At 59.3% G+C, this 22,995-nt stretch carries 22 protein-coding genes; 18 read left to right on the forward strand and 4 right to left on the reverse strand.

The features are described 5' to 3' along the window. Nucleotide 1 precedes the first annotated feature (1 nt). The 4 genes from V1587_RS13980 to V1587_RS13995 are packed head-to-tail and all read left to right on the forward strand — an operon-like array spanning nt 2 to nt 3,822. The gene (locus V1587_RS13980) at nt 2-1,024 is read left to right on the forward strand and encodes an ABC transporter permease (protein ID WP_371898159.1); all 1,023 of its coding nucleotides are present in this window, start codon (nt 2-4) and stop codon (nt 1,022-1,024) included. Then, nucleotides 1,021-1,914: a D,D-dipeptide ABC transporter permease gene (ddpC, locus tag V1587_RS13985; protein WP_371898160.1), complete on the forward strand. Its 894-nt coding sequence runs from the start codon at nt 1,021-1,023 to the stop codon at nt 1,912-1,914. The genes V1587_RS13980 and ddpC overlap by 4 nt, the downstream gene beginning before the upstream one ends. After that, nucleotides 1,914-2,900 (forward strand): ABC transporter ATP-binding protein, encoded by a 987-nt coding sequence (locus tag V1587_RS13990; protein WP_371898334.1) that lies wholly within the window; start codon nt 1,914-1,916, stop codon nt 2,898-2,900. The genes ddpC and V1587_RS13990 overlap by 1 nt, the downstream gene beginning before the upstream one ends. Then, the gene (locus V1587_RS13995; protein WP_371898161.1) at nt 2,893-3,822 is read left to right on the forward strand and encodes an ABC transporter ATP-binding protein; all 930 of its coding nucleotides are present in this window, start codon (nt 2,893-2,895) and stop codon (nt 3,820-3,822) included. Before V1587_RS13990 ends, V1587_RS13995 begins: the two co-directional genes overlap by 8 nt. Here the strand turns inward: V1587_RS13995 and V1587_RS14000 are convergent. After that, complete coding sequence (locus V1587_RS14000; protein ID WP_371898162.1) at nt 3,819-4,568, reverse strand: SDR family NAD(P)-dependent oxidoreductase; 750 nt, start codon at nt 4,566-4,568, stop codon at nt 3,819-3,821. The genes V1587_RS13995 and V1587_RS14000 overlap by 4 nt on opposite strands. A gap of 115 nt (nt 4,569-4,683) precedes the next feature. Here V1587_RS14000 and V1587_RS14005 point away from each other — a divergent pair, with 115 nt between their 5' ends. Then, nucleotides 4,684-5,589: a LysR substrate-binding domain-containing protein gene (locus V1587_RS14005; RefSeq protein ID WP_371898163.1), complete on the forward strand. Its 906-nt coding sequence runs from the start codon at nt 4,684-4,686 to the stop codon at nt 5,587-5,589. Nucleotides 5,590-5,612: 23 nt separating this feature from the next. On the opposite strand, the gene V1587_RS14010 is transcribed toward V1587_RS14005, so the two are convergent. Further along, a complete protein-coding gene (locus tag V1587_RS14010) occupies nt 5,613-6,041 on the reverse strand; it encodes an OsmC family protein (protein WP_023311893.1) in 429 nt (142 codons plus the stop codon). Between the two features lie 75 nt (nt 6,042-6,116). After that, a complete protein-coding gene (locus V1587_RS14015) occupies nt 6,117-6,998 on the reverse strand; it encodes a LysR family transcriptional regulator (RefSeq protein ID WP_371898164.1) in 882 nt (293 codons plus the stop codon). A 110-nt stretch (nt 6,999-7,108) separates the two neighbouring features. Between V1587_RS14015 and V1587_RS14020 the strand changes: the two genes are divergently transcribed. The 6 genes from V1587_RS14020 to adhP all read left to right on the forward strand — a co-directional run bounded on the left by V1587_RS14020 (nt 7,109) and on the right by adhP (nt 13,859). Next, complete coding sequence (locus V1587_RS14020) at nt 7,109-7,960, forward strand: Vmh family MBL fold metallo-hydrolase (protein WP_395314388.1); 852 nt, start codon at nt 7,109-7,111, stop codon at nt 7,958-7,960. 232 nt (nt 7,961-8,192) lie between these two features. After that, entirely contained in the window at nt 8,193-8,408 is a 216-nt protein-coding gene (bdm, locus tag V1587_RS14025; protein ID WP_013096534.1) for a biofilm-dependent modulation protein, read from the forward strand. Between the two features lie 95 nt (nt 8,409-8,503). Beyond that, nucleotides 8,504-8,641, forward strand: a complete 138-nt coding sequence (gene sra, locus V1587_RS14030; RefSeq protein ID WP_008501714.1) for a stationary-phase-induced ribosome-associated protein — start codon at nt 8,504-8,506, stop codon at nt 8,639-8,641. A gap of 176 nt (nt 8,642-8,817) precedes the next feature. Beyond that, nucleotides 8,818-10,515, forward strand: a complete 1,698-nt coding sequence (locus V1587_RS14035) for an NAD-dependent malic enzyme (protein ID WP_023311897.1) — start codon at nt 8,818-8,820, stop codon at nt 10,513-10,515. A gap of 424 nt (nt 10,516-10,939) precedes the next feature. After that, nucleotides 10,940-12,652, forward strand: a complete 1,713-nt coding sequence (locus V1587_RS14040; protein ID WP_371898166.1) for an ABC-F family ATP-binding cassette domain-containing protein — start codon at nt 10,940-10,942, stop codon at nt 12,650-12,652. Between the two features lie 196 nt (nt 12,653-12,848). Beyond that, a complete protein-coding gene (gene adhP / locus V1587_RS14045) occupies nt 12,849-13,859 on the forward strand; it encodes an alcohol dehydrogenase AdhP (RefSeq protein ID WP_023311899.1) in 1,011 nt (336 codons plus the stop codon). Nucleotides 13,860-13,900: 41 nt separating this feature from the next. Here adhP and V1587_RS14050 read toward each other — a convergent pair whose 3' ends face one another. Then, nucleotides 13,901-14,407, reverse strand: a complete 507-nt coding sequence (locus tag V1587_RS14050) for an Rrf2 family transcriptional regulator (RefSeq protein WP_371898167.1) — start codon at nt 14,405-14,407, stop codon at nt 13,901-13,903. A gap of 130 nt (nt 14,408-14,537) precedes the next feature. Between V1587_RS14050 and V1587_RS14055 the strand changes: the two genes are divergently transcribed. From V1587_RS14055 to V1587_RS14085, 7 genes are all read left to right on the forward strand, one after another. After that, nucleotides 14,538-15,740, forward strand: a complete 1,203-nt coding sequence (locus V1587_RS14055) for an NAD(P)/FAD-dependent oxidoreductase (RefSeq protein WP_371898168.1) — start codon at nt 14,538-14,540, stop codon at nt 15,738-15,740. Nucleotides 15,741-15,879: 139 nt separating this feature from the next. Beyond that, the gene (locus V1587_RS14060; protein ID WP_371898169.1) at nt 15,880-17,499 is read left to right on the forward strand and encodes a TIGR04028 family ABC transporter substrate-binding protein; all 1,620 of its coding nucleotides are present in this window, start codon (nt 15,880-15,882) and stop codon (nt 17,497-17,499) included. A 10-nt stretch (nt 17,500-17,509) separates the two neighbouring features. Then, the gene (locus tag V1587_RS14065) at nt 17,510-18,454 is read left to right on the forward strand and encodes an ABC transporter permease (protein WP_371898170.1); all 945 of its coding nucleotides are present in this window, start codon (nt 17,510-17,512) and stop codon (nt 18,452-18,454) included. Continuing rightward, nucleotides 18,451-19,302 (forward strand): ABC transporter permease, encoded by an 852-nt coding sequence (locus V1587_RS14070; RefSeq protein WP_371898171.1) that lies wholly within the window; start codon nt 18,451-18,453, stop codon nt 19,300-19,302. Before V1587_RS14065 ends, V1587_RS14070 begins: the two co-directional genes overlap by 4 nt. Continuing rightward, nucleotides 19,299-20,906: a dipeptide ABC transporter ATP-binding protein gene (locus V1587_RS14075; protein ID WP_371898172.1), complete on the forward strand. Its 1,608-nt coding sequence runs from the start codon at nt 19,299-19,301 to the stop codon at nt 20,904-20,906. The genes V1587_RS14070 and V1587_RS14075 overlap by 4 nt, the downstream gene beginning before the upstream one ends. Further along, nucleotides 20,903-21,892 (forward strand): putative FMN-dependent luciferase-like monooxygenase, encoded by a 990-nt coding sequence (locus tag V1587_RS14080; protein WP_371898173.1) that lies wholly within the window; start codon nt 20,903-20,905, stop codon nt 21,890-21,892. Before V1587_RS14075 ends, V1587_RS14080 begins: the two co-directional genes overlap by 4 nt. Nucleotides 21,893-21,902: 10 nt before the next feature. Continuing rightward, the gene (locus V1587_RS14085) at nt 21,903-22,994 is read left to right on the forward strand and encodes an alkylhydroperoxidase domain protein (protein ID WP_371898174.1); all 1,092 of its coding nucleotides are present in this window, start codon (nt 21,903-21,905) and stop codon (nt 22,992-22,994) included. The last annotated feature ends 1 nt before the right edge of the window (nt 22,995 follow it).

Consider the following 22,995-nt stretch of genomic DNA (forward strand, 5'->3'; position numbering starts at 1 on the left):
TATGACGTTCTGGAGCATCGTGCGCCAGCGCTGCTGGGGGTTACTCCTGGTGGTGGCCGGTGTCTGTATTATCACTTTTATTATTTCGCATCTGATCCCCGGCGATCCGGCCCGTCTGCTGGCCGGCGACCGCGCCAGCGACGATATCGTGCAGAACATTCGCCAGCAGCTGGGGCTGGATCAGCCGCTGTACGTTCAGTTTGGCCGCTACGTGGACGCCCTGGCCCACGGTGATTTAGGCACCTCCATCCGGACCGGCCGTCCGGTCGCCGAGGACCTGAAGGCCTTTTTCCCCGCCACGCTGGAGCTGGCCTTTTGTTCCCTGCTGCTGGCGCTGGTCATCGGCGTGCCGCTGGGGATTTTGTCGGCGGTGTACCGCAACCGCTGGCTGGATCACCTGGTGCGTTTAATGGCGATGACCGGGATCTCCACTCCTGCCTTCTGGCTCGGTCTGGGCGTCATCGTGCTGTTCTACGGGCACCTGCAGATCCTGCCGGGCGGCGGCAGGCTGGACGACTGGCTCGACCCGCCGACGCACGTCACCGGCTTTTATCTGCTGGATGCCCTGCTGGAAGGCAACGGTGAGGTCTTTTTCAATGCGCTGCAGCACCTGATTTTGCCCTCGCTGACGCTGGCGTTTGTTCACCTGGGCATTGTGGCGCGGCAGGTCCGTTCCGCAATGCTGGAGCAGCTTGGCGAAGACTACATTCGCACGGCCCGCGCCAGCGGCCTGCCCGGCTGGTATATCGTCCTGCGCTACGCCCTGCCGAATGCGATGATCCCGTCGATTACCGTGCTCGGGCTGGCGCTGGGGGATCTGCTGTACGGCGCCGTGCTGACCGAAACCGTCTTTGCCTGGCCGGGCATGGGCGCCTGGGTGGTGACGTCCATTCAGGCGCTCGATTTCCCTGCCGTGATGGGCTTTGCCGTCGTTGTTTCGCTGGCCTACGTGCTGGTTAATCTGGTGGTCGATCTGCTTTACCTGTGGATTGACCCGCGAATCGGGCGCGGAGGTGCCGAATGATGTTAACGCAGGAAACGCCCGTCCCGGTTAAACCCGTCAGACAACGCATCAACTGGGCAAAGCTGTTCTGGATGCTGCGTAAAAGCCCGCTCACGATCGTTGGCGGCGTCATTATGCTCGTGATGCTTTTCATTATGGTGGCCGCACCGTGGATCGTGCCGCACGACCCGAACGCGCTGGATCTGACCGCGCGCCTGCAGGCGCCTTCCGGGCAGCACTGGTTTGGTACCGACGAGGTGGGCCGCGATCTGTTCAGCCGCGTGCTGGCGGGCAGCCAGCAGTCCATTACCGCCGGACTGGCGGTGGTGGTAATTGCGGGCGGCATCGGCTCGCTGCTGGGCTGTCTGTCCGGCGTGCTCGGCGGGCGCGGCGACGCCATTATCATGCGGGTGATGGACATTATGCTCTCCATTCCTTCCCTGGTGCTGACCATGGCGCTGGCCGCCGCGCTCGGGCCGAGCCTGTTTAACGCCATGCTGGCGATTGCGATTGTCCGCATTCCGTTTTACGTCCGCCTGGGACGCGGGCAAACCCTGGTGGTGCGCCAGTTTACCTACGTGCAGGCCGCCCGCACGTTTGGCGCCTCCCGCTGGCATTTGATCCGCTGGCATATCCTGCGCAACGCCCTGCCGCCGCTGATCGTGCAGGCGTCGCTGGACATCGGCAGCGCCATTCTGATGGCCGCCACGCTGGGGTTTATTGGCCTTGGTGCGCAGCAGCCGACCGCCGAGTGGGGCGCGATGGTGGCCGTCGGACGTAACTACGTTCTGGACCAGTGGTGGTACTGCGCGTTTCCCGGTGCGGCGATTTTGATTACCGCCGTGGGCTTTAACCTGTTTGGGGACGGCATCCGCGATCTGCTGGACCCGAAATCGGGAGGTAAACAGTGATAATCGACCCGGTACTCAAGATTGAAGACCTGCATCTGAGCTTCCCGATTTTTCGCGGCGAGGTCCACGCGCTGAACCACGTCTCGCTGGAGATCGGCAGGGGGGAAATTGTCGGCGTGGTGGGCGAATCCGGTTCAGGTAAATCGGTGACCGCCATGCTCGCCATGCGTCTGCTGCCGGAAGGCAGCTACCGCATTCATCATGGTCAGGTGAAATTACTCGGCGAGAACGTCCTGACGGCGTCCGAGAAACAGCTTCGCCAGTGGCGCGGCGCAAAGGTCGCGATGATTTTTCAGGAGCCCATGACCGCCCTCAACCCGACGCGGCGAATAGGCAAACAGATGGTGGAGGTGATCCGCCAGCATCAGCCGCTTTCCCGCCGTGAGGCGCAGCAGAAGGCGATTACCCTGCTGGAAGAGATGCAAATCCCGGATGCGAAAGAGGTCATGGCGCGCTATCCGTTTGAACTGTCCGGCGGCATGCGCCAGCGGGTGATGATCGCCCTTGCCTTCTCCTGCGAGCCGGAGCTGATTATCGCCGACGAACCGACCACCGCGCTGGACGTTACCGTCCAGCTTCAGGTGCTGCGCCTGCTGAAGCACAAGGCACGGGCCAGCGGCACCTCGGTGCTGTTTATCAGCCACGATATGGCCGTGGTGTCCCAGCTCTGCGACAGAATGTACGTGATGTATGCGGGCAGCGTGATCGAGAGCGGTGCCACGCAAACGCTGATCCACCAGCCTGTGCATCCCTATTCCATCGGCCTGCTGCAGTGCGCGCCGGAAAACGGCCAACCGCGCGCCCCGCTTCCCGCCATTCCCGGCACGGTGCCCAACCTCAGCCAGCTACCGCAGGGGTGCGCGTTCCGCGAGCGCTGCTTTGCCGCCGGGGTGAAATGCAGCGAAACGCCGCGCCTGCAGCCCCATGGCGCAGAAGGCCAACAGGCTGCCTGCTGGTATCCACAACGGGAGAAAGTCCATGTCTGATGTACTGCTGGAACTGGAAAGCGTTCACGTCAATTTTGCGGCACGTAAAAACTGGCTGGGCCGCGTGACGGAAAAAGTCCACGCGCTCAACGGGCTCGACCTTGAGATCCGTCGGGGAGAAACGCTGGGCATTGTCGGGGAGTCCGGCTGCGGGAAAAGCACTCTGGCCCAGCTGCTGATGGGCATGCTTAAGCCCAGCACCGGCGCCTGTCAGCGGACGCACCGTGCGGGCGGCATGCAGATGGTGTTTCAGGATCCGCTCTCCTCGCTCGACCCGCGCCTGCCGGTCTGGCGCATTATCACCGAGCCGGTGTGGGTGCAAAAGCGCAGCAGCGAGCGCGAACGCCGTCAGCTGGCTGAAAACCTGGCGCTACAGGTGGGCATTCGCCCGGAATATCTCGAACGGCTTCCGCACGCCTTCTCCGGCGGGCAGCGCCAGCGCATTGCCATCGCCCGGGCGCTCTCGTCCGATCCGGATATCATCGTGCTCGATGAACCCACCAGCGCGCTGGATATCTCCGTTCAGGCGCAGATCCTCAACCTGCTGGTGACCCTGCAACGGCAGCGTAATCTGACCTACGTATTGATCTCGCATAACGTCTCGGTGGTCAGACACATGAGCGACCGCGTGGCGGTGATGTACCTCGGGCAGATTGTGGAGCTGGGCAGCGCCGCGCAGGTGCTTGGCGAGCCGCGCCATCCTTACACCCGTCTGCTGCTCGATTCGGTTCCCCGCACCGGTGAACCGCTGGATGAGACGCTGGCCTTACGCAAAACGGAGCTTCCCGGCAACCGCCGCCTGCCCGAAGGCTGTTTTTTCCGTGACCGATGCCCGATGGCCGCGCAGGGGTGCGAACGTCCTCAGCCGTTACGGCCCTCTCGCGAGGGCCGTGACGTGCGCTGCTGGCGCAGTCTGGGCTAAATTTGCGCCATCCCACCGTCCACGAACAGCTCGGTGGCGTTAATAAAGCTGGCCGCGTCGGAGGCCAGAAACGCCACCGCTTTACCCACCTCACCCGGCGCGCCTAAACGCCCCAGCGGCACCTGAGCGGCCAGCGCGTCGTACAGCCCCTGACGATGTTCTTCCGGCACCAGATCGCCGAGGCCGGGGGTTTTGATCGGGCCCGGGCTGACCACGTTGACGCGGATCCCACGGCCCTGTAAATCCAGCGCCCAGGAGCGGGCAAAGTTGCGCACGGCGGCTTTGCTGGCGCTGTAGACGCTGAAGTTTGCCGTACCCTTAATGGACACCGTCGAGCCGGTCAGAATAATCGAGGATCCGGCGGACAGCAGCGGCAGCGCCTTCTGTACCGTGAACAGCACCCCGCGAACGTTGGTGCCGAAAACCCGGTCAAACTGCTCTTCGGTTATTGCGCCCAGCGGCAGCATATCGCCGCCACCCGCATTGGCGAACAAAATATCGAGGCGGCCTTCTTCTTTGGCTATCCGGGCATAGACCTCGTCCAGGTCCGCCAGTTTTGACACGTCAGCGCGAATACCCACTGCCGTTGAAGCAATTTCAGCCACCGCCGCGTCCAGCTCGGCCTGACGACGTCCGGTGATGTATACCTTAGCGCCCTGGGCCGCCAGCTCCTGCGCCGTAGCAAGACCGATGCCGGTGCTGCCGCCGGTGACCAGTGCAATTTTTCCTGAGAGAGTCGTGTTCATGTCATTTACCTTTTGCTGGGTTTGCGTTGGACAAACTTTAGCCCTTGCGGGATTAGTGAAAAACCGGCAAAAATGAAAATGACTATTCACACACAGAAATAATCAGGGGAGCCTAATGGACCAGCTAATGGCGATGCGCGCTTTTACCCGGGTGGTGGAAACCGGCAGCTTTACCCGCGCGGCGGACTCGCTAAACATGCCCATCGCCACCCTGAGCAAGCTGGTGAAATCGCTTGAGGCGCATCTGGAGATACGTCTCCTGCACCGAACGACGCGCCGGGTGGTCGCGACGCCTGAAGGGGCGGATTACTATGAAAAAGCGCTCAGGGTTTTGATCGATATCGAAGATATCGACACCGCGTTTCGCGTTTCCCGCGCGACGCCAAAGGGTCATTTGCGGATTGACGTGGGGGGCTCCACCGCCCGGGACGTGCTCATCCCCCTGCTTCCGGATTTTATGCAGCGTTATCCGGAAATCCGCATCGACCTCGGGGTAGCCGATCGTCCGGTGGATCTCATCAGCGGTAACGTAGACTGTGTGATTCGCGGCGGCCCGCTGAACGACTCGACCCTCATCGCCCGCCATATTGGCAACGCCGAAATGGTCACCTGCGCGACGCCGGGTTACCTGAAAAACCATGGCGTTCCGGCCTATCCCCAGGAGCTGTGCAACGGCCACAAGCTCATTAGCTATCTCTCGCCCGTCACCGGGCGGGCGTTTCCGTTTCGCTTCAGACAGAACGGCGAGGCGCTGGAAATCAACATTCCGCATTATCTCGGGGTAAACGAAAGTAATGCCCATCTGGCGGCTGCCGCGGCGGGGCTGGGGATCGTTCAGACGTTTGAGTATTCGGCAAACGCGTATTTACGGGCGGGTACGCTGACGGCGATTCTGGGCGACTGGCGGCCTGCCGCCTATCCGTTTCATGTGGTTTACCCGCAGAACCGGCATTTGACGCACAGACTGAAGGTATTTATCGCCTGGCTGGCGGAGGTGTTTCCTACCGCGCTGAAGGGATAGCCGGGCGCAAACCCGGCTGTGGCTTAGTTAAGCTTATAGTCCAGCGTAATCTCAGCCTTCAGGAGCTGCGATACCGGACAGCCCGCTTTGGCTTTCTGAATAATACCGTCGAACTGCTGAGGAGCGATGCCGGGAACGGTGACCTTGCTTTTCAGGGCAACCTTCGTGATGGCAAAGCCGCCGTCGGTTTTATCCAGCGAGACGTCCGCGGTGGTATCAATGGAATCGGCGGTATAACCCGCTTCGCCGAGCATCAGCGACAGCGCCATTGAGAAGCAGGCCGCATGTGCGGCGCCGATTAGCTCTTCCGGGTTGGTTCCCTTTTCGCCCTCAAAGCGGGTGTTAAAGCCATAAGGCTGCTGATTGAGAACGCCACTCTCGGTGGAAACCGTCCCTTTACCGCGCTTAATGTCGCCAGACCAGTGTGCCGAACCGTGCTTATGAATAGTCATTCTTGCTCTCCTTTTGGCTTACAAAGGGTTAAGTATAGAAGGCTGTCCGGATTCTGCGGGGAAGACAGACGAGTCTTAGTCACCGAGTAAATGGTGTGCCAGCGCGTCGAGGAACACCCGCAGCGCGGCAGGCTGGTATTCACGGGACTGATAAATACCATGGATGGCCAGCGGTTTCGGCTCCAGCGCCTCCAGTACCGGCACCAGCAATCCCTGCTCCAGCGCGGCACGCGCTTCGCGCTCCGGCAGCATGGCGATACCGCAGTGCTTAACCGCCGCGTCCATCAGCAGCGAAGAGATGCTGGCGCTCAGGTTGCCGCTGACGGCCACGCTCAGGCTTTCGCCTTCCGGCGTCAGGAAGTGCCAGGACTGCCCGGCAAAAAAGCTGTAGTGCAGGCAGTTATGCTGAGATAACTCCTGAGGACTGACGGGCGTGCCGTGCTGTGCCAGATAGTCCGGCGAGGCGCAAAGCACCGAGCGACACTCCCCCAGACGGCGGGCGATCATGCCGGGTTCGGGGTTGTCGGTAATGCGCACGGCGACGTCAATGCGCTCTCCTACCAGGCTCACCGGGTGGTTGTTCACGTCGAGCTCAATGCGCAGCTGCGGGTAACGCGAGAGCAGACTGGGCAGTACCGGCGCAATCAGGTGCATCGCGGTAAAGTGCGCGCACGCCACCCGCAGGGTGCCGGACGGCAGATCTTTCTCCGACTGGCCTTCGATTTCCTGCGATATCTGCGTGAGCGTCCGCGTTTTTTGCAGCACCTTTTCCCCTGCCGCGGTCAGCGTCAGCTTGCGCGTGGAGCGATTTACCAGACGTGTACCCGCCCACTTCTCCATTTGTTCAAGGTAGCGGCTCACCATCGGTCGGGAAATACCCAGCGCGCGGGCCGCCGCGCTCAAGCTTCCCAGCTCGCATATCCGGTTGTAAACCTGAGCGGCAATAACGCGATCCATATAAGCTCCATTTGCTCGATTTATGAAACTAAGCATGTCCTGTTTCAGGAATTCTGGCAAATGCGAATATCCGTACAATAGAGACATTCCTGAACAACAGAGACAACAGCATGAAACTCACTCACATTGCCCTGCTTTCCACGCTTTTTACTCCGGCTGTTTTTGCCGCGCCGCTGAGCATTGATACCTATAACCCGCAGGAGAAAGGCATTTTCGCTGTCTCCTCCACGCTGGTTTCCGGCCCGAAAGAAGCGGTGCTGTTTGACGCACAGTTCAGCGTGAAGGATGGCGAAGCGCTGGTAGAGAAAATTCGTCAAAGCGGTAAGACACTGAACAAGATTGTGATCACCTCCGGCGATCCGGATTTCTATTTTGGCCTGCAGCCGCTGGTCAAAGCCTTCCCGAACGCCAAAGTGGTGGCCACGCAGCACGTGGTTGACCACATCAAGGCCACCAAAGACGCCAAGCTCGCCTTCTGGGGTCCGCAGATGAAAGACGGCGCGCCAACCGAGCTGGTCGTCCCGCAGGTGCTCGTCTCCACCACGTTTATGGTGGACGGAGAAAAGATCGATATCGAACAGCCTGACAGCTACGCGGCCTATGTGTGGATCCCGTCAGCGAAAACTATCCTCGGCGGCACCGGTGTAGCCTGGGGGATCCACGTCTGGACGGCTGATACCCAGACGGCAGCAAGCCGTAAGCAGTGGCAGGAAACGCTGGTGAATATGGCGGCGCACAAACCCGAGCGCGTGATCCCGGGTCACTATCTGGGAACCCCGCCAGCCGGAACGGGCGCGATTGATTTTACCCGTGACTATCTGCAGCGCTTTGAAAAGGCTTTAGCCGTTCATAAAGATTCCGCAGGCGTCATCAGCACCCTGAAAAAGCAGTATCCGAACCTGGCCGAAGAGAGCTCGCTGGAATTAAGCGCTAAGGTGAATACCGGCGAAATGAAGTGGTAATTTAAAATCTGCACCTGCTATATTTTCTTGATAGCAGGAGCACCGCCTTAATATCCTCTCAACTCCACTTCAATTTACCCCCACATTTCAAAAGCACACAAAAGCATACACTTATGTCATTTTTATTTCTAAGATGAATCTGAGCCACAACCGGGAAAATATTTGCCATTCTGTTTATGAATTAAATTTTTTGCGAGCCGTACCATTAAACAGACAACGACACGGAGGCAGCATGTTTACTTATTACCCGGCTAATACCGCAGCAGCACAACCTGAACTCGTTAACGCGATTGCACAGGGTCTTCACGCCGAGCACGGTGCTGTGACTGAAGATGACATTTTGATGGAACTGACCAAATGGGTGGAATCCACAGATAATGACATCCTCAGTGACATCTACCAGCAGACCATTAACTACGTCGTCAGCGGGCAAAACGCACCCTTGTAAAAACCTGCTAAGCTGGATCTGCAACCTAAGGGGTTACATTTCGTTTGCGTAAGCAAACTGGTCCTTAAAACTATCAACAGGATTGAGGAGTTAATATGAAATCGAACCGTCAGGCACGCCATATTCTGGGACTGAACTACAAGCTTTCTAATCAGCGCAAAGTGGTGATTGAAGGCGACCATGAAACGCAAGTCACTCACGCCACCGGCAGAAAACGCCACGCCGGCAAGTAAGTTCCAGACTGAGATCCAGAACACCATCGGTAATCCCGATGGTGTTTTTGTTTATGTGTTGCGGTAATTAATATTTAGCTCCTTTATAATACCGCCGGACCGCACCCCATCGCACAGGCCAGAAAGATGACAAACAGCAGTGTCAGGGACGGATCTTCATAAAAAGAGTGAGTGACATGGACAACAAACTGAAAAAACATCGTTCCTTATACATCCCATACGCCGGACCGGTTTTACTCGAATTCCCCCTGCTCAACAAAGGCAGCGCCTTCAGCATGGAAGAGCGCAGCAGCTTTAACCTGCTGGGTTTACTGCCCGAAGTGGTTGAAACCATTGAAGAACAGGCAGAGCGCGCGTGGATCCAGTACCAGGGTTTCAAAACTGAAATCGACAAACACATCTACCTGCGCAACATCCAGGACACCAACGAAACCCTCTTCTATCGCCTGGTGCAGAACCATCTCGAAGAGATGATGCCGGTGATCTACACCCCGACGGTGGGTGCGGCGTGCGAGCGCTTCTCAGAGATCTACCGTCGTTCACGCGGGGTATTCATCTCTTATCAGAACCGTCACAACATGGACGACATTCTGCAGAACGTGCCGAACCACAATATCAAAGTGATTGTGGTGACCGACGGCGAACGTATTCTCGGCCTCGGCGACCAGGGCATTGGCGGGATGGGGATCCCAATCGGTAAGCTCTCTCTCTACACCGCCTGCGGCGGCATCAGCCCGGCGTATACCCTGCCGGTGGTGCTGGACGTCGGCACCAACAACCAGCAGCTGCTCAACGACCCGCTCTATATGGGCTGGCGTCATCCGCGTATTACCGACGACGAGTACTATCAGTTTGTCGACGATTTCATTCAGGCCGTGAAGCACCGCTGGCCGGACGTTCTGCTGCAGTTTGAAGACTTCGCGCAGAAAAACGCGATGCCGCTGCTGAACCGCTATCGCGATGAGATCTGCTCCTTTAACGACGACATCCAGGGCACCGCAGCCGTGACCGTGGGTACGCTTATCGCCGCCAGCCGCGCAGCCGGCAGCCAGCTGAGCTACCAGAAAATCGTCTTCCTGGGCGCAGGCTCTGCGGGCTGCGGTATCGCCGAGCAGATTATCGCCCAGACGCAGCGCGAAGGCTTAAGCGAAGAGCTGGCCCGCTCCCGCGTCTTTATGGTCGACCGTTTCGGCCTGCTGACCGACGCTATGCCAAACCTGCTGCCGTTCCAGAACAAGCTGGTGCAGAAGCGTGAGAACCTGAAAAACTGGGATACCGACAACGAAGTTCTTTCCCTGCTGGACGTGGTGCGCAACGTGAAGCCGGATATTCTGATCGGCGTTTCCGGGCAAACCGGCCTCTTTACCGAAGAGATTATTCGCGAGATGCACAAGCACTGCGAGCGCCCTATCGTCATGCCGCTTTCCAACCCGACCTCCCGCGTGGAAGCGACGCCGCAGGACATCATCGCCTGGACCGAAGGTAACGCGCTGGTCGCGACCGGCAGCCCTTTCGACCCGGTGGTGTGGAAGGATAAAACCTATCCGATCGCCCAGTGCAACAACTCTTACATCTTCCCTGGCATTGGTCTGGGCGTGATCGCCTCCGGCGCGTCCCGCATTACCGATGAGATGCTGATGTCGGCGAGCGAAACCCTTGCGGGCTACTCGCCGCTGGTCAACAACGGTGAAGGGCTGGTGCTGCCGGAGCTGAAAGACATTCACAAGGTGTCGCGCGCTATCGCGTTTGCGGTAGGTAAAATGGCGCAGCAGCAGGGCGTGGCGGTGAAAACCTCTGCCGACGCGCTGCAGCAGGCCATCGACGACAACTTCTGGAAGCCTGAATACCGCAGCTATCGCCGTACTTCGATTTAATCCGCTTTGACCGTTCCCTCTCCCAGTGGGAGACGCGGTGCGGCCCAATCGCCCGGTGGCGCTTCGCTTACCGGGCCTACGGGCTGGGTGTTTCCCCTCTCCCTCTGGGAGAGGGTTAGGGTGAGGGCAACAAACCGAACCATCGAATACCCACTAGCCAAACTCCTTTTCCCCCGCTACACTCCTTTCATCCATTAACCCACTGAATATATAAGGAGGCCAATTATGCTGTATCGTGAAATTTTCAATGTTTCACATACATTTGGTGATCGCACCAGCTCAAGCGTTATCGGTATCGTGCTGCGATAACTTCTGCTTGAGCGAAGACACCAACCCCTGAAATCCCTTCTCTCGGGCTTACTGAGTTATCGTCAGCGATGTTTGACGAGGCATAAACATGCCTGTAACTCTTGGGTAAGCAACAATGAGCACTTTACTCACTGCACAATCTTTACGCGTTGATACGGCGTTTGGCACGCTCTTCGACTCACTCTCCTTTACGCTGAAAAAAGGCGACCGCATTGGCCTGCTGGGCGACAACGGCTGCGGCAAAAGTACGCTGCTGAAGGTGCTGGACGGCACGGACTCCCCCGCCGCCGGAACGGTAGCGCTGGCCGGGCACTGCCTGATGGCGCGCGTGGAGCAACATCTCCCGGACGCTATTTTTCCGCTGACGATGCTGGATGCGGTACTCGCGCAGCTGCCTTTTGCTGAGCGCGATAGCCTGCGCTGGAAATCCGAAACGCTGCTGGCAAGCATGGGCTTCACGCCGCAGGATATGGCGCTGCAATCCGCCACCCTGAGCGGCGGGCAGCACACCCGCCTGCTGCTGGCGCGGGCGCTGATTCACGAGCCGGACCTGCTCCTGCTGGATGAACCCAGCAACCACCTGGACCTGCCGACCATGCTCTGGCTGGAACACTTCCTACAGAACTGGTCGGGCAGCTTCGTGCTGGTCTCGCATGACCGACAGCTGCTGGATGCCGTCACCAACGGCAGCTGGATCCTGCGCGACAAAACGCTGCACTACTTCGCCCTTCCCTGCACGGCCGCCCGCAAGGCGCTTGAAGCAAAGGATGAAAGTGATGCCCAGCGCCACAAGGCAGAGCAAAAGGAGATCGACCGCGTGACCGCGAGCGCGAAGCGGCTGGCGACCTGGGGCAAGGTTTACGACAACGAAGACCTGGCCCGCAAAGCCAAACAGATGGAAAAACAGGTCGAACGGCTGAAGGAGAGCCAGACGGAACTCACGGCAGGCAGCCAGTGGACGTTAACCCTGCGCGGCGACGCGCTGCGGGCAGATCGTCTGCTGGAGATGGAAAACCTCGGCGTACCGCCTGCGCCTGGCCTGCCGGCATTGTTCAGCATCGACGTTGCGCGGTTAAAAAGCGGCGATCGCGTGGCGATTGTCGGTCGTAACGGCTGCGGTAAATCGTCGCTGATGAAGCTTATCTGGCGACAGTTTACCGATGAACTGACCCACGACGGGCTGAAGCTGCACCCGCGCGTGTCGCCGGGCTATTACGACCAGACGCTGAATCAGCTGCCGGACAACGCCACGCTGCTTGACGCGCTGGAGCCTTTCGCTCCGGATCCGCAGAACCGCAAAATGGCGCTGATAAGCGCGGGTTTCCCGTGGGCGCGTCACGGGCAAACGGTCAGCACGCTCAGCGGCGGCGAGCGCTCGCGCCTGCTGTTCGTTGGCCTGACGCTTGCCCGCTACAGCCTGCTGATGCTGGATGAGCCGACCAACCACCTCGACATGGAAGGCAAAGAGGCGCTGGCGCAAACCCTTCAGCAGTTTGAGGGCGGCGTCCTGCTGGTCAGCCATGACCGTCAGTTAATTAGCCAAAGCTGCAATCGTTTCTGGCTGATTGAAGAGGGAAAGCTGAGCGAGTGGCACGATGCAGAAGCGGTGTTTGAGCGCCTGCGTGAAAGCGCGGGGCTGGTGACACCCACCGCGCCTGTCATCGATACTGCGGCGGTTCAATCCTCACCGTATGACGATCTGCTCGAGCGGCTGGTCGCCCTGGAAACGCTGCTGGAAGACGATCTGGCGCGTAAGCCAAAGCATCAAAAGCCGCAGCTGCAGGCGCAATGGCGTAAAGAGATTGAGGAAATAGAAGCACTGCTGTAAGTCTGCGCCCGGCGAGCGCCTCGCCGGGCCAGAATGTTCCCCCTTAATTATTAGAGGAACGCCGTATTCTTATTCTGAAATCGAATCAAATGATGACATTATGTTGCTGCAGTCTTGCATTACCAGGCTAATGTATTAATCCTTAAGAGGTACTACACCTGCTATGCAGATTCTTATCATGAACAAGGAGATACACATGAAGGCTGCTGTTGTCACTCAGGATCATCAGGTTAATGTCACCGAAAAAACTTTACGCCCGCTTAAGCACGGGGAAGCCCTGCTGAAGATGGAGTGCTGTGGCGTATGCCACACCGACCTCCACGTGAAGAACGGTGATTTTGGGGATAAAACCGGGGTTATCCTGGGCCACGAAGGGATTGGTATCGTAAAAGAAGTCGGCCCAGGCGTGAAGTCGCTGAAAGTCGGCGACCGCGCAAGCGTGGCCTGGTTTTTTGAAGGTTGTGGCCACTGCGAATACTGTAATACCGGCAATGAAACTCTGTGCCGTGATGTGAAAAACGCCGGTTACTCCGTTGATGGCGGCATGGCGGAAGAGTGCATCGTCACCGCGGATTACGCGGTAAAAGTGCCGGACGGTCTGGAATCCGCTGCAGCCAGCAGCATTACCTGCGCCGGGGTCACCACCTACAAAGCGGTGAAGGTATCGGGTATTAAACCGGGCCAGTGGATTGCGATTTACGGTCTGGGCGGGCTGGGCAACCTCGCGCTGCAGTACGCCAAAAACGTCTTTAACGCCAAAGTCATCGCCCTTGACGTCAACGACGAACAGCTGAAGCTGGCGGCCAGCATGGGTGCAGATTTAACCATCAACTCCCGCAGCGAAGATGCCGCTAAAATTGTGCAGGAGAAAACCGGCGGCGCGCATGCCGCTGTCGTCACTGCCGTTGCAAAAGCAGCATTCAACTCGGCCGTTGATGCCGTGCGCGCCGGTGGCCGCGTGGTCGCGGTTGGCCTGCCGCCGGAAGCGATGAGCCTCGACATTCCTCGCCTGGTGCTGGACGGCATTCAGGTAGTGGGTTCGCTGGTTGGCACTCGTCAGGATCTGCAGGAAGCCTTCCAGTTTGCGGCTGAAGGTAAGGTGGTGCCGAAAGTCACTATGCGTCCAATCGAGGACATCAACGCCATCTTTAAAGAGATGGAACAGGGCCAGATCCGCGGCCGTATGGTCATTGATCTCCGCTCGTAAACACCTTTCGCCGGGTAGCGGCTTCGCCCTACCCGGTATTGTTACGACGAACGCCGGTCCGAAATCCACTCCTGCACCTCAATCTGGAACGTGTCCGGCGCTTTTCGGTACATTTTGCGCGCCAGATCGAGAATGGTATGTCGGGCTAACTCCTCTTCCATTCGCTGCTGCGCGCTGTCCATCACCGAACGCACCCCGCACGGACCGTCACATACCCATGCAGGCGGCGTTTCATCAAACACGGCCAGCCGCTGGCGTATCTCCCTGCACTCAAACATATTTTTCTCGCCGTCGATGGCGTGTGCTACGTCCAGCACGGTGATCAGTTCCGCCGGACGCGCCAGCTTAAAGCCCCCACCCTTGCCTTCCGTACTGATGACCAGACCGGCACGCGACAGGCGGGTGAATATTTTACCGAGATAATCATACGGCACGCCCTGAAGGGCAGCCATCTCCCTGACGCTCATCTCCCGCTCATTACCCTTTGCATCCACCATACACATCAGGCTGTGAATGCCGTATTCCACACCGGAACTGTAAAACGCCATGGTTAACCCCAGTTTGCTGTTCAGGCCATTATAACGATTTTTAACTCAGAAAGAAGTTGTCGCAGTTAACTCCGACAAGTATAGTGGCAGTTATGTCAGGTACAGAGCCTGGCGATCAAAAGGATCGAGTATGAAAAAGCAAATTTTAATTGTGGGTAGCGGCTTCTCCGGTATGTGGGCTGCGGTCAGCGCCGCTCGCCTGTCGGCGCTGGAAGGAAAAAACAATCTTAAGATTGCCGTGCTGGCGCCCGTTCCTGAGCTGCGCGTTCGCCCGCGCTTCTATGAAGAAAAGGTATCAACGCTTGTCGCGCCGCTGACCGAACTGTTCGCAGAGCTGGATATTGAGTTTATTGCAGGAAGTGCTGAACATATTGATACTCATGAAAAAAAGGTGGTATGGCGTGATAATCAGGGGATGACATCCTCGGTGACTTACGAACGTTTAGTGCTGGCAACGGGTAGCCAGACCAAACGCCCTCCCATTGCCGGGCTTGTCGAATACGCGTTTGATATCGATCAGCTGGAATCGGCGCTGGTATTTGAGCAGCACCTGGATTCACTCGCTTCACGCCCTGCCTCACCAGAACGTAACACCGTTGTGGTCTGCGGCGGCGGTTTCACCGGCATTGAGCTGGCGACCGAGCTCCCTGCACGGATTCGTTCTCGATTAGGTGAAGATACAAAGATTAAAGTAGTCGTAGTTGAACGCGGTGCAGTTATCGGTGGACGTTACAGCGAAGCCTTGCGCAAGACCATTGAAGACGCAAGCCGCGAGCTGGGCGTTGAATGGCGTCTTAACAGTGAAGTGGAAGCCATCGACGCAAACGGCGTTATCTTAAAAAATGGCGAACGTATTGCCGCCTCTACCGTGGTCTGGACGGCTGGCGTCGAGGCCAACCCTCTAAGCCAGCAGATTGACGGCGAACGTGACAACCAGGGGCGACTTATCGTTACCGAGTCGTTGCAGGTCCCAGCCCATCCGGACATCTATGCCACCGGCGACATGGCGCACGCCAAAACAGACGATGCGGGCAACACGGCGCTGATGACCTGCCAGCACGCGATCCAGCTTGGAAAATTTGCCGGACACAATGCGGCAGCCAGCCTGCTAAACATCGCGCCATATCCTTATCGTCAGGTGAACTATGTTACCTGCCTGGATTTAGGCGCGTGGGGCGCGGTTTATACCGAGGGCTGGGAACAGGCCGTCAAATCCGTCCGCGACGAGGCGAAGAAGATCAAAATCGCCATCACTAACGAGCTGATCTACCCCCCAGCAGCGGATAAAGTGGTCGCGTTTGCCGCCGCGGACCCGCTGGCGAAATTCGTTTAGCTCCCGCTCTCGCCCCGATTACGGGGCGTTTATATTTTCAGTTTCCGGCAATCCTTATCTTAATTCCTTTGTTCCCTTGCTTTCCCCCGCGCCCGATGATGAATCCGACGCTAACAAGAAGATAACAAAGGAATTCACCATGCAAACCCCATTTCGTCTGCCGCTGCTGGCGGCGCTGATTCTGGCGACAACCGCCGCCTGGGCAGCAGATGCGCCCGTCAAAGGCGGCACGCTGATTTATCTGGAGCAACAGGCGCACACTAACCTCTATCCGCCTGCCGGTGGCTTTTACCCGAACGGCGGCATTCTGAATCAAATCACCGACAAACTGACGTGGCAGAACCCCAGGACGCTGCAGGTGGAACCGTGGGTGGCAGAAAGCTGGACCACCAATGCAGATAAAACCGAATACACCTTTAAACTGCGTCCCGGCATAACCTTCTCCGACGGCACGCCGCTCGACGCCAACGCCGTGGCGAAAAACTTTGATACCTACGGCTTAGGCAACAAGGCGCAGCGCCTGCCGGTGTCAGAAGTGATCAATAACTACGATCGCAGCGAAGTGGTCGACCCGCTGACCGTGAAGTTCTACTTCAAAAAACCGTCGCCGGGATTTCTGCAGGGCACCGCCACCATAGGATCGGGTCTGGTCTCGCTCAGCACGCTGAAGCGCAACTTTGAAGAGCTGGGTGATGCCCGGCATATCATTGGCTCCGGCCCGTTTGTGGTGAAGGACGAGAAGCTGGGCCGTGAAGTGACGCTCGAAGCGCGCAAAGACTATCAGTGGGGACCCAAAAATCTGGCGCAACAGGGGCCAGCCAATCTTGACGGCATCAAGTTTATCGTGACTCAGGAAGACAGCGTGCGCGTCGGCGCCCTGCTGGCCGGTCAGGCCGACTTTATTCGTCAGGTGCAGGCGTATGACGAAAAGCAGGCAACCGATCAGGGCTATAAAATCTACGCCGCCCCAACGCGCGGGGTGAATGACAGCATCAGCTTCCGCCCGGATAACCCGCTGGTCTCCGATATTCGCGTCCGCCAGGCGCTGCTGCATGCCACCAATGCAAAACAGGTGGTCGAGACCCTCTTCTCGGCCAACTATCCGCAGGCGAAGTCGGTGATTGCCGATTCCGCCGCAGGCTTTGTCGACCTCAGCGACAAATTGACCTTTGACCCGGCAAAAGCCAATCAGCTGCTGGACGAGGCGGGCTGGAAAGCGGGCAGCGACGGGATCCGCGCCAAAGACGGACAACGTCTGGCACTGACGGTATATGAATCCCTTCCGCAGCCGCAAAACAAAGAGGTGCTGCAGCTGGTTGCCCAGCAGTGGCGACAGGTGGGCGTGGCGCTCAGCGTTAAAGCCGGTGACGCAGGCAGCCGCACGCTGGATAACCTTGATCCGCTGAAAACCCCGTTAACCGTCTCCGAAGTAGGCCGCGCCGATCCTGACGTGGTGAAAAGCATGTTCTACCCGGCGAACCGCGACGCGCTGCTGCAAAAAGGCGGATCCAGCGACAAGGTCAAAAACTTCCGTGACGACAAGCTGAATGAACTGCTGGTGAACATTTCTGCTGAGGTCGATCCGCAAAAACGCCTGCAGCTGACCGGCGATGCCCAGCGCTACCTGCTGGATAACGCCTACGTCATTCCGATTTTCGAAGAGCCGCAGGTCTTTGCCGGTGCCCCATGGCTGAAAGGCGTCAATTTTGAAGCGGTCGGCCGCCCGTCGTTCTACGGCGCGTGGATCGAGAAACACTGAGGAGCTGACGATGCGCCACGCACTTCTTCAACGTTTTGGGCACGGGCTGCTGGTGCTGTGGGCCGCCTTTACCCTCTCGTTTGTGTTGCTCCAGGTGCTGCCGGGCGACGCGGTGCTGATTAAATTTCAGAACCCGGACCTGGGCTTGAGCCCGGCGCAGATCGAGGAGATGCGCGTGGCCTACGGCGCGAACAGCCCGCTGTGGCAGCAGTACGGCCACACGCTGCTGGCAATGCTGCGCGGGGATTTCGGCTATTCGCTACAGGCCGGGGTGCCGGTCAGCGAGCTGATTGCCAGCAATCTGCCGGATACCCTGAGCCTCGCCCTGCCCGCGTTTGTACTCGCGGTCCTGCTGGCGTTCGTGCTGGCCTTTGCATCGCGTCTGCCGGGTCTGCGCTGGCTGAGTAATACCCTACAGTCTCTGCCGGTCCTGTTTATCTCTTTACCGACGTTCTGGCTGGGGATTGCCCTCATCCAGCTTTTTTCTTTTCAGCTGCGGCTGATCCCGGTGATTAACCCGACGCCGCTGCAGGGGCTGATCCTGCCGATCGTGACCGTCGCGATCCCGATCTCCGCCCCGCTGGCGCAAATTCTCATGCGCAGTCTGGACCAGGTGGCGACGCAGCCGTTTGTCGCCGTGGCCCGCGCCAAAGGTCTGAGTGAAACCGCCGTCCTGTGGCGTCACGTTACCGGCAACGCCCTGCTACCGGTCCTGAACATTGCCGGGCTGCTGCTGGGCGAGCTGATTGCCGGGGCGCTGATCACCGAAACCGTTTTTGGCCGCAGCGGGCTCGGACAGCTGACCCAGCAGGCGGTGAACAACCAGGACATCGCCGTGCTTCAGGCGGTTGTGATGATTTCCGCCCTCGGTTTTGTCCTGATCAATCTGCTGGTTGATCTGCTGATGCCGCTGCTGGATCCCCGTCTGCAAACCATTACCGGAGGTGCATCATGAGCCTGGTCGATTACGCTGCCGCCGCGCGAAAACGCGTTCCAGCCTGGCAGGGCGTCGCGTGGCAGCCCGGACTGTGGCTGGCATGGGCGGTGATCATTATTGCGGTTTTTGCCGCCGTAGTACCCGGCCTGTTAACTCACTACAGCCCGATCGAGGGCATCGCCGGCGCACAGCGCCTGGCACCGCAGGCGGGACACTGGCTCGGTACCGATCAGCTTGGCCGCGATGTTTATACCCGTATTGTCTACGGCGCATCACACTCGCTGAGCGCGGCGCTCGCCGCCGTCACGATGGGGCTGGTGGCAGGCACCGGCCTGGGGGTCATCGCCGGGGCGTTCGCCGGACGCGTCGAGTCTTTCCTGATGCGTTTTGTCGACGTGCTGTTGTCCATTCCGTCTCTGCTGCTCTCGCTGACGGTGATTATTCTGCTCGGGTTTGGCACCGTTAACGCCGCGATTGCCGTCGGCGTGGCCTCCATTGCCAGCTTCGCCCGCCTCGCGCGCGGTGAAGTCGTGCGCATCCGCCACACGGATTACGTCGAGGCGGCGTTTGGCAGCGGCGGGACGTTTTTCGCCGTGCTGTGGCGACACATCCTGCCCAACGCCTTAACCGCCGTCCTCGCCTTTGCCACGCTGCAGTTTGGCCAGGCCATCCTGGCGCTCTCCACGCTGAGCTTTCTCGGCTACGGCACCCCGCCGCCCGTGCCGGAATGGGGCTTATTGATTGCCGAAGGCCGTAACTATCTCTCTACCGCCTGGTGGTTAACCACCTTCCCCGGCGTGGTCGTCATCGCCGTCGTGCTTGCCACCAACCGTATCAGCCAGCAGTTCAGCGGAGGCCTGAAATGACCGTACTCTCGGTAGAAAACCTGACCATCAGCTACCGTACCGCGCGCCAGTGGCGCGAGGTGGTACATAACGTCAGCTTTACCCTCAGGCGAGGGGAAATGCTGGCGTTTGTCGGCGAATCCGGATCCGGCAAAACGACCACGGCACAGGCGATCATTGGCCTGCTGGCGGATAACGCCCGGCGCGATGCGGGAAAAATCGTGCTCAACGGCGAGGAGATTAGCCGGTGGTCAGCGAAGCGTCTCGATACCCTTCGCGGGGCGCGAATCAGCCTGGTTCCGCAGGATCCGGGTAATTCGCTCAACCCGGTGAAAACCATCGGTGCGCAGGTCGGAGAAATTATTCAGTTACACCAGAAAGTGACCCGCGCCGAGCGCGACGAGCAGGTGCTCGCCCTGCTGACAAAGGTCGGCCTGAGCCACCCCGAACAGCGCATGACGCAGTATCCGCATCAGCTCTCCGGCGGGATGAAGCAGCGCGTGCTGATTGCCATCGCCATTGCCCTGCGCCCGGACGTGATCGTTGCCGATGAGCCCACCAGCGCGCTGGACGTGACGGTGCAAAAACGCATTCTCGATCTGCTGGATATTCTGCGCCGGGAATCGGGTACTGCCGTTCTGTTTGTCACGCACGATCTGGCCCTGGCCGCCCAGCGTGCGGACAGGCTGCTGGTTTTTCGCAATGGTGAGGTTCAGGAGCACGGCGAAACCGCCGACATCGTCCGCACGCCGCAGCACGCCTATACCCGTCAGCTACTGAGCGATCTCCAGGGCCAGCGCCTGACCATCGCCCCGGTTTCAGGTCTTCCGCTCTCGTCACCGGCCATTCGCGCCCGGGCCATAAGCAAACGGTTCTCGCTGGGCAAAGGTCATCAGCTTCAGGCGCTGGATCGGGTGACGTTTGACGTCAGGCGCGGCAGCACGCATGCGCTGGTCGGTGAATCCGGTTCCGGGAAGACCACCCTCGCCCGTATTTTGCTGGGTTTTGAACAGGCGGACAGCGGACAGGTCATCATTGATGATATTGATGCCACCACGCTCAGCCGCGAAGCCCGTCGACAGCTGCGCCAGAAGATCCAGTTTGTCTACCAGAACCCGTTTGCCTCTCTCGATCCGCGTCAGACGCTGTTTGACATCATCGAAGAGCCTCTGAAGAACTTTTCCCGCCTGCGTAAAGCGGAGCGAAAGGTCCGGGTGGAGACCGTGGCGCAGCGGGTTGCCCTGCCCGTCGAACTCCTGACCCGCACCGCCCGGGAACTTTCAGGCGGACAGCGTCAGCGCGTTGCCATCGCCCGGGCGCTGATCCTGGAGCCGACCATTCTGGTGCTGGACGAAGCCACCTCCGCGCTGGACGTCACCGTGCAGGCGCAGATTCTGGCTCTGCTTCAGCAGCTGCAGCAGCAGCTGGGATTAACCTACCTGTTCATCACGCACGATCTGTCTACCGTCCGTCGGATCGCCCACAGCGTAACGGTGCTGCGCAGCGGTCAGGTGGTCGAACACGGTGACGTCGGAACCTTATTCGCGTCTCCGCAGAACGATTACACCCGCGAGCTGATTGACGCCATTCCCCATTTTTCACCCGCTACGGAGGAGTTCGCATGACGCGAAAACGCCTGGGATTTTTCACCCGTCTGCTTGACGACGCCACGCCGAAGGAGCGCTATCGTCTGGCAACTGAACAGATCCGCCACGCCGAACGCCACGGTTTTGACAGCGCCTGGATTGCCCAGCACCACTTCCACGAAAGTGAAGGCGGCCTGCCGTCGCCGCTGCTGTTTCTGGCGCACGTAGCGGCGCATACCGAAACCATTCGGCTGGGTACGGCCATCATAACCCTGCCGATGGAAAACCCGCTGCGCGTGGCGGAAGACGCCGCGGTTCTGGATTTACTCGCCGATGGACGACTCGAAGTCGGCTTTGGTTCGGGCGGCACGCCGACCTCTTTCCTGCCGTTCGGACTGACGTTTGAACAGCGCGGCGCGGCCTTTGCCGACCATCTGCATGTGATCCAGAGCGCCTGGCGCGGGGATTCGCTCACCCATCCGGATAACCACCTTTACCCGCCTGCGCCACAGCTTGCTGACCGGATCTGGATTGCCACCTTTTCCGTCGACGGTGCCGTTCGCGCCGCGCGGGCCGGACACGGTTTAATGCTCTCCCGCACGCAGCCGCGCCCTGCAGACCAGTTGGATTTAACGCTCGACGCGATCCAGAACCCGATTGTGGATGCCTACCTTGAGGCACTGCCCGCCGGTATCGCGCCGCGCATTCTGGCCTCCCGTACGGCATTCGTCGCCGACAGCGATGACTATGCGCTGAAGGTCGCCGCACCGGGTCTCACCAGGCAGGCCCAGCAGCATCGCGCTGCCGGGCACATTGTTAAAGGTGACAGTGTCACTGATTATCGCCGTCAGTTCGACGCCCACATCGGATCGCCAGAAACGGTGCTGCATTCTCTGCAGGCTGATTCCGTTATCCGGCGCGCCACGGACATCTCATTCCAGGTCCATTCGGTCGAGCCCACCCATCGCGACACGCTGCGCTCCATCGAACTGATCGCCGAACGTATTGCCCCCCACATACTTTGAGGAGACACCTATGTCATTAAGTCAGGACATTCTCGCCGAGCTGGCGGAAATTCAACCCGGTTCCCCTCTGGCAGAGGCGCGCGCCACGCGTGATGCCGCCACGCGCCACGCGCAGGGCAGCTACGAAATCCTGTTTAGCCAGCAGGATGATAATTTCGCACTCGACGAGCGCTTCGCCGTGGCGGCAAAAGTCGCCCGGTGGCACGGCGCGGAGGCGTTGGCCGCGCACTATGCGGGGTTTGGCCTGGCCGACCCCACCTCAGACCGTCTGACTCCTGCGCTCAATTTTGCACGTCTGCTGACGTTCTCCCCCGTCGAAGCGACGCCTGCAGCGTTAAAGGCGCTAACCCAGGCGGGATGGAGCAAGGAAGGCATTGTTACCCTGGCGCAGCTTATCGCGTTTGTCAGCTTCCAGAGCCGACTCATCACCGGGCTGCGGCTGCTGAACGACAAACCCGTCGCCAAAAGCGATGCGCCGGTGGCGGCAGGCGTCTGGCACACGACCGCAACAACGATCACCGGGAAGTCGGCCCCCGTCGCGTTCACCCAGCAGGAGCTGGGATGGGAACCATGGATAGCAGCAAAACCGCTTGCGGATTTCCGTGACGATGAGGTTGCCATCCTGGCGAAATTTGGCCATACCGATTCCGACTATTTCCGCCTGCTGGGGCGCAACCTGCCGGTGCTTGAACAGCGCACGCTAACGGATAAAGGGATTTTTTATACACCGGGAGGATTACCGCGCGCCGAGCGCGAGCTGGCCGCAACGGTCGCCAGTAAAATTAACGGCTGCATCTACTGCGCATCTGTCCATGCGCGGAAAGCCAGCCAGCTGTCAAAGGATGACGCGGCGGTAGAGGCCCTGCTGGCCGTGCGTCCAGGACAATCCCTGAGCGAGGGGCAATCTGCGCGCTGGCAGGCGGAGATTAATTTTGCGGCAGCGCTGTCGGTTACCCCACCTGCCGCCACGCCGCTGCACCTTGCCGCGCTGGAAAAAGAGGGGCTGGACACCTTAGCCCAGCTCGACCTGGTGCAGTCCGCCGCGTTCTTCGCCTGGGCCAACCGCCTGATGCTGACCCTGGGCGAGCCCTGGCTTGCCTGAC

The sequence above is a fragment of the Enterobacter sp. ECC-249 genome (assembly GCF_043965265.1).
GTDB lineage: Bacteria > Pseudomonadota > Gammaproteobacteria > Enterobacterales > Enterobacteriaceae > Enterobacter > Enterobacter quasiroggenkampii.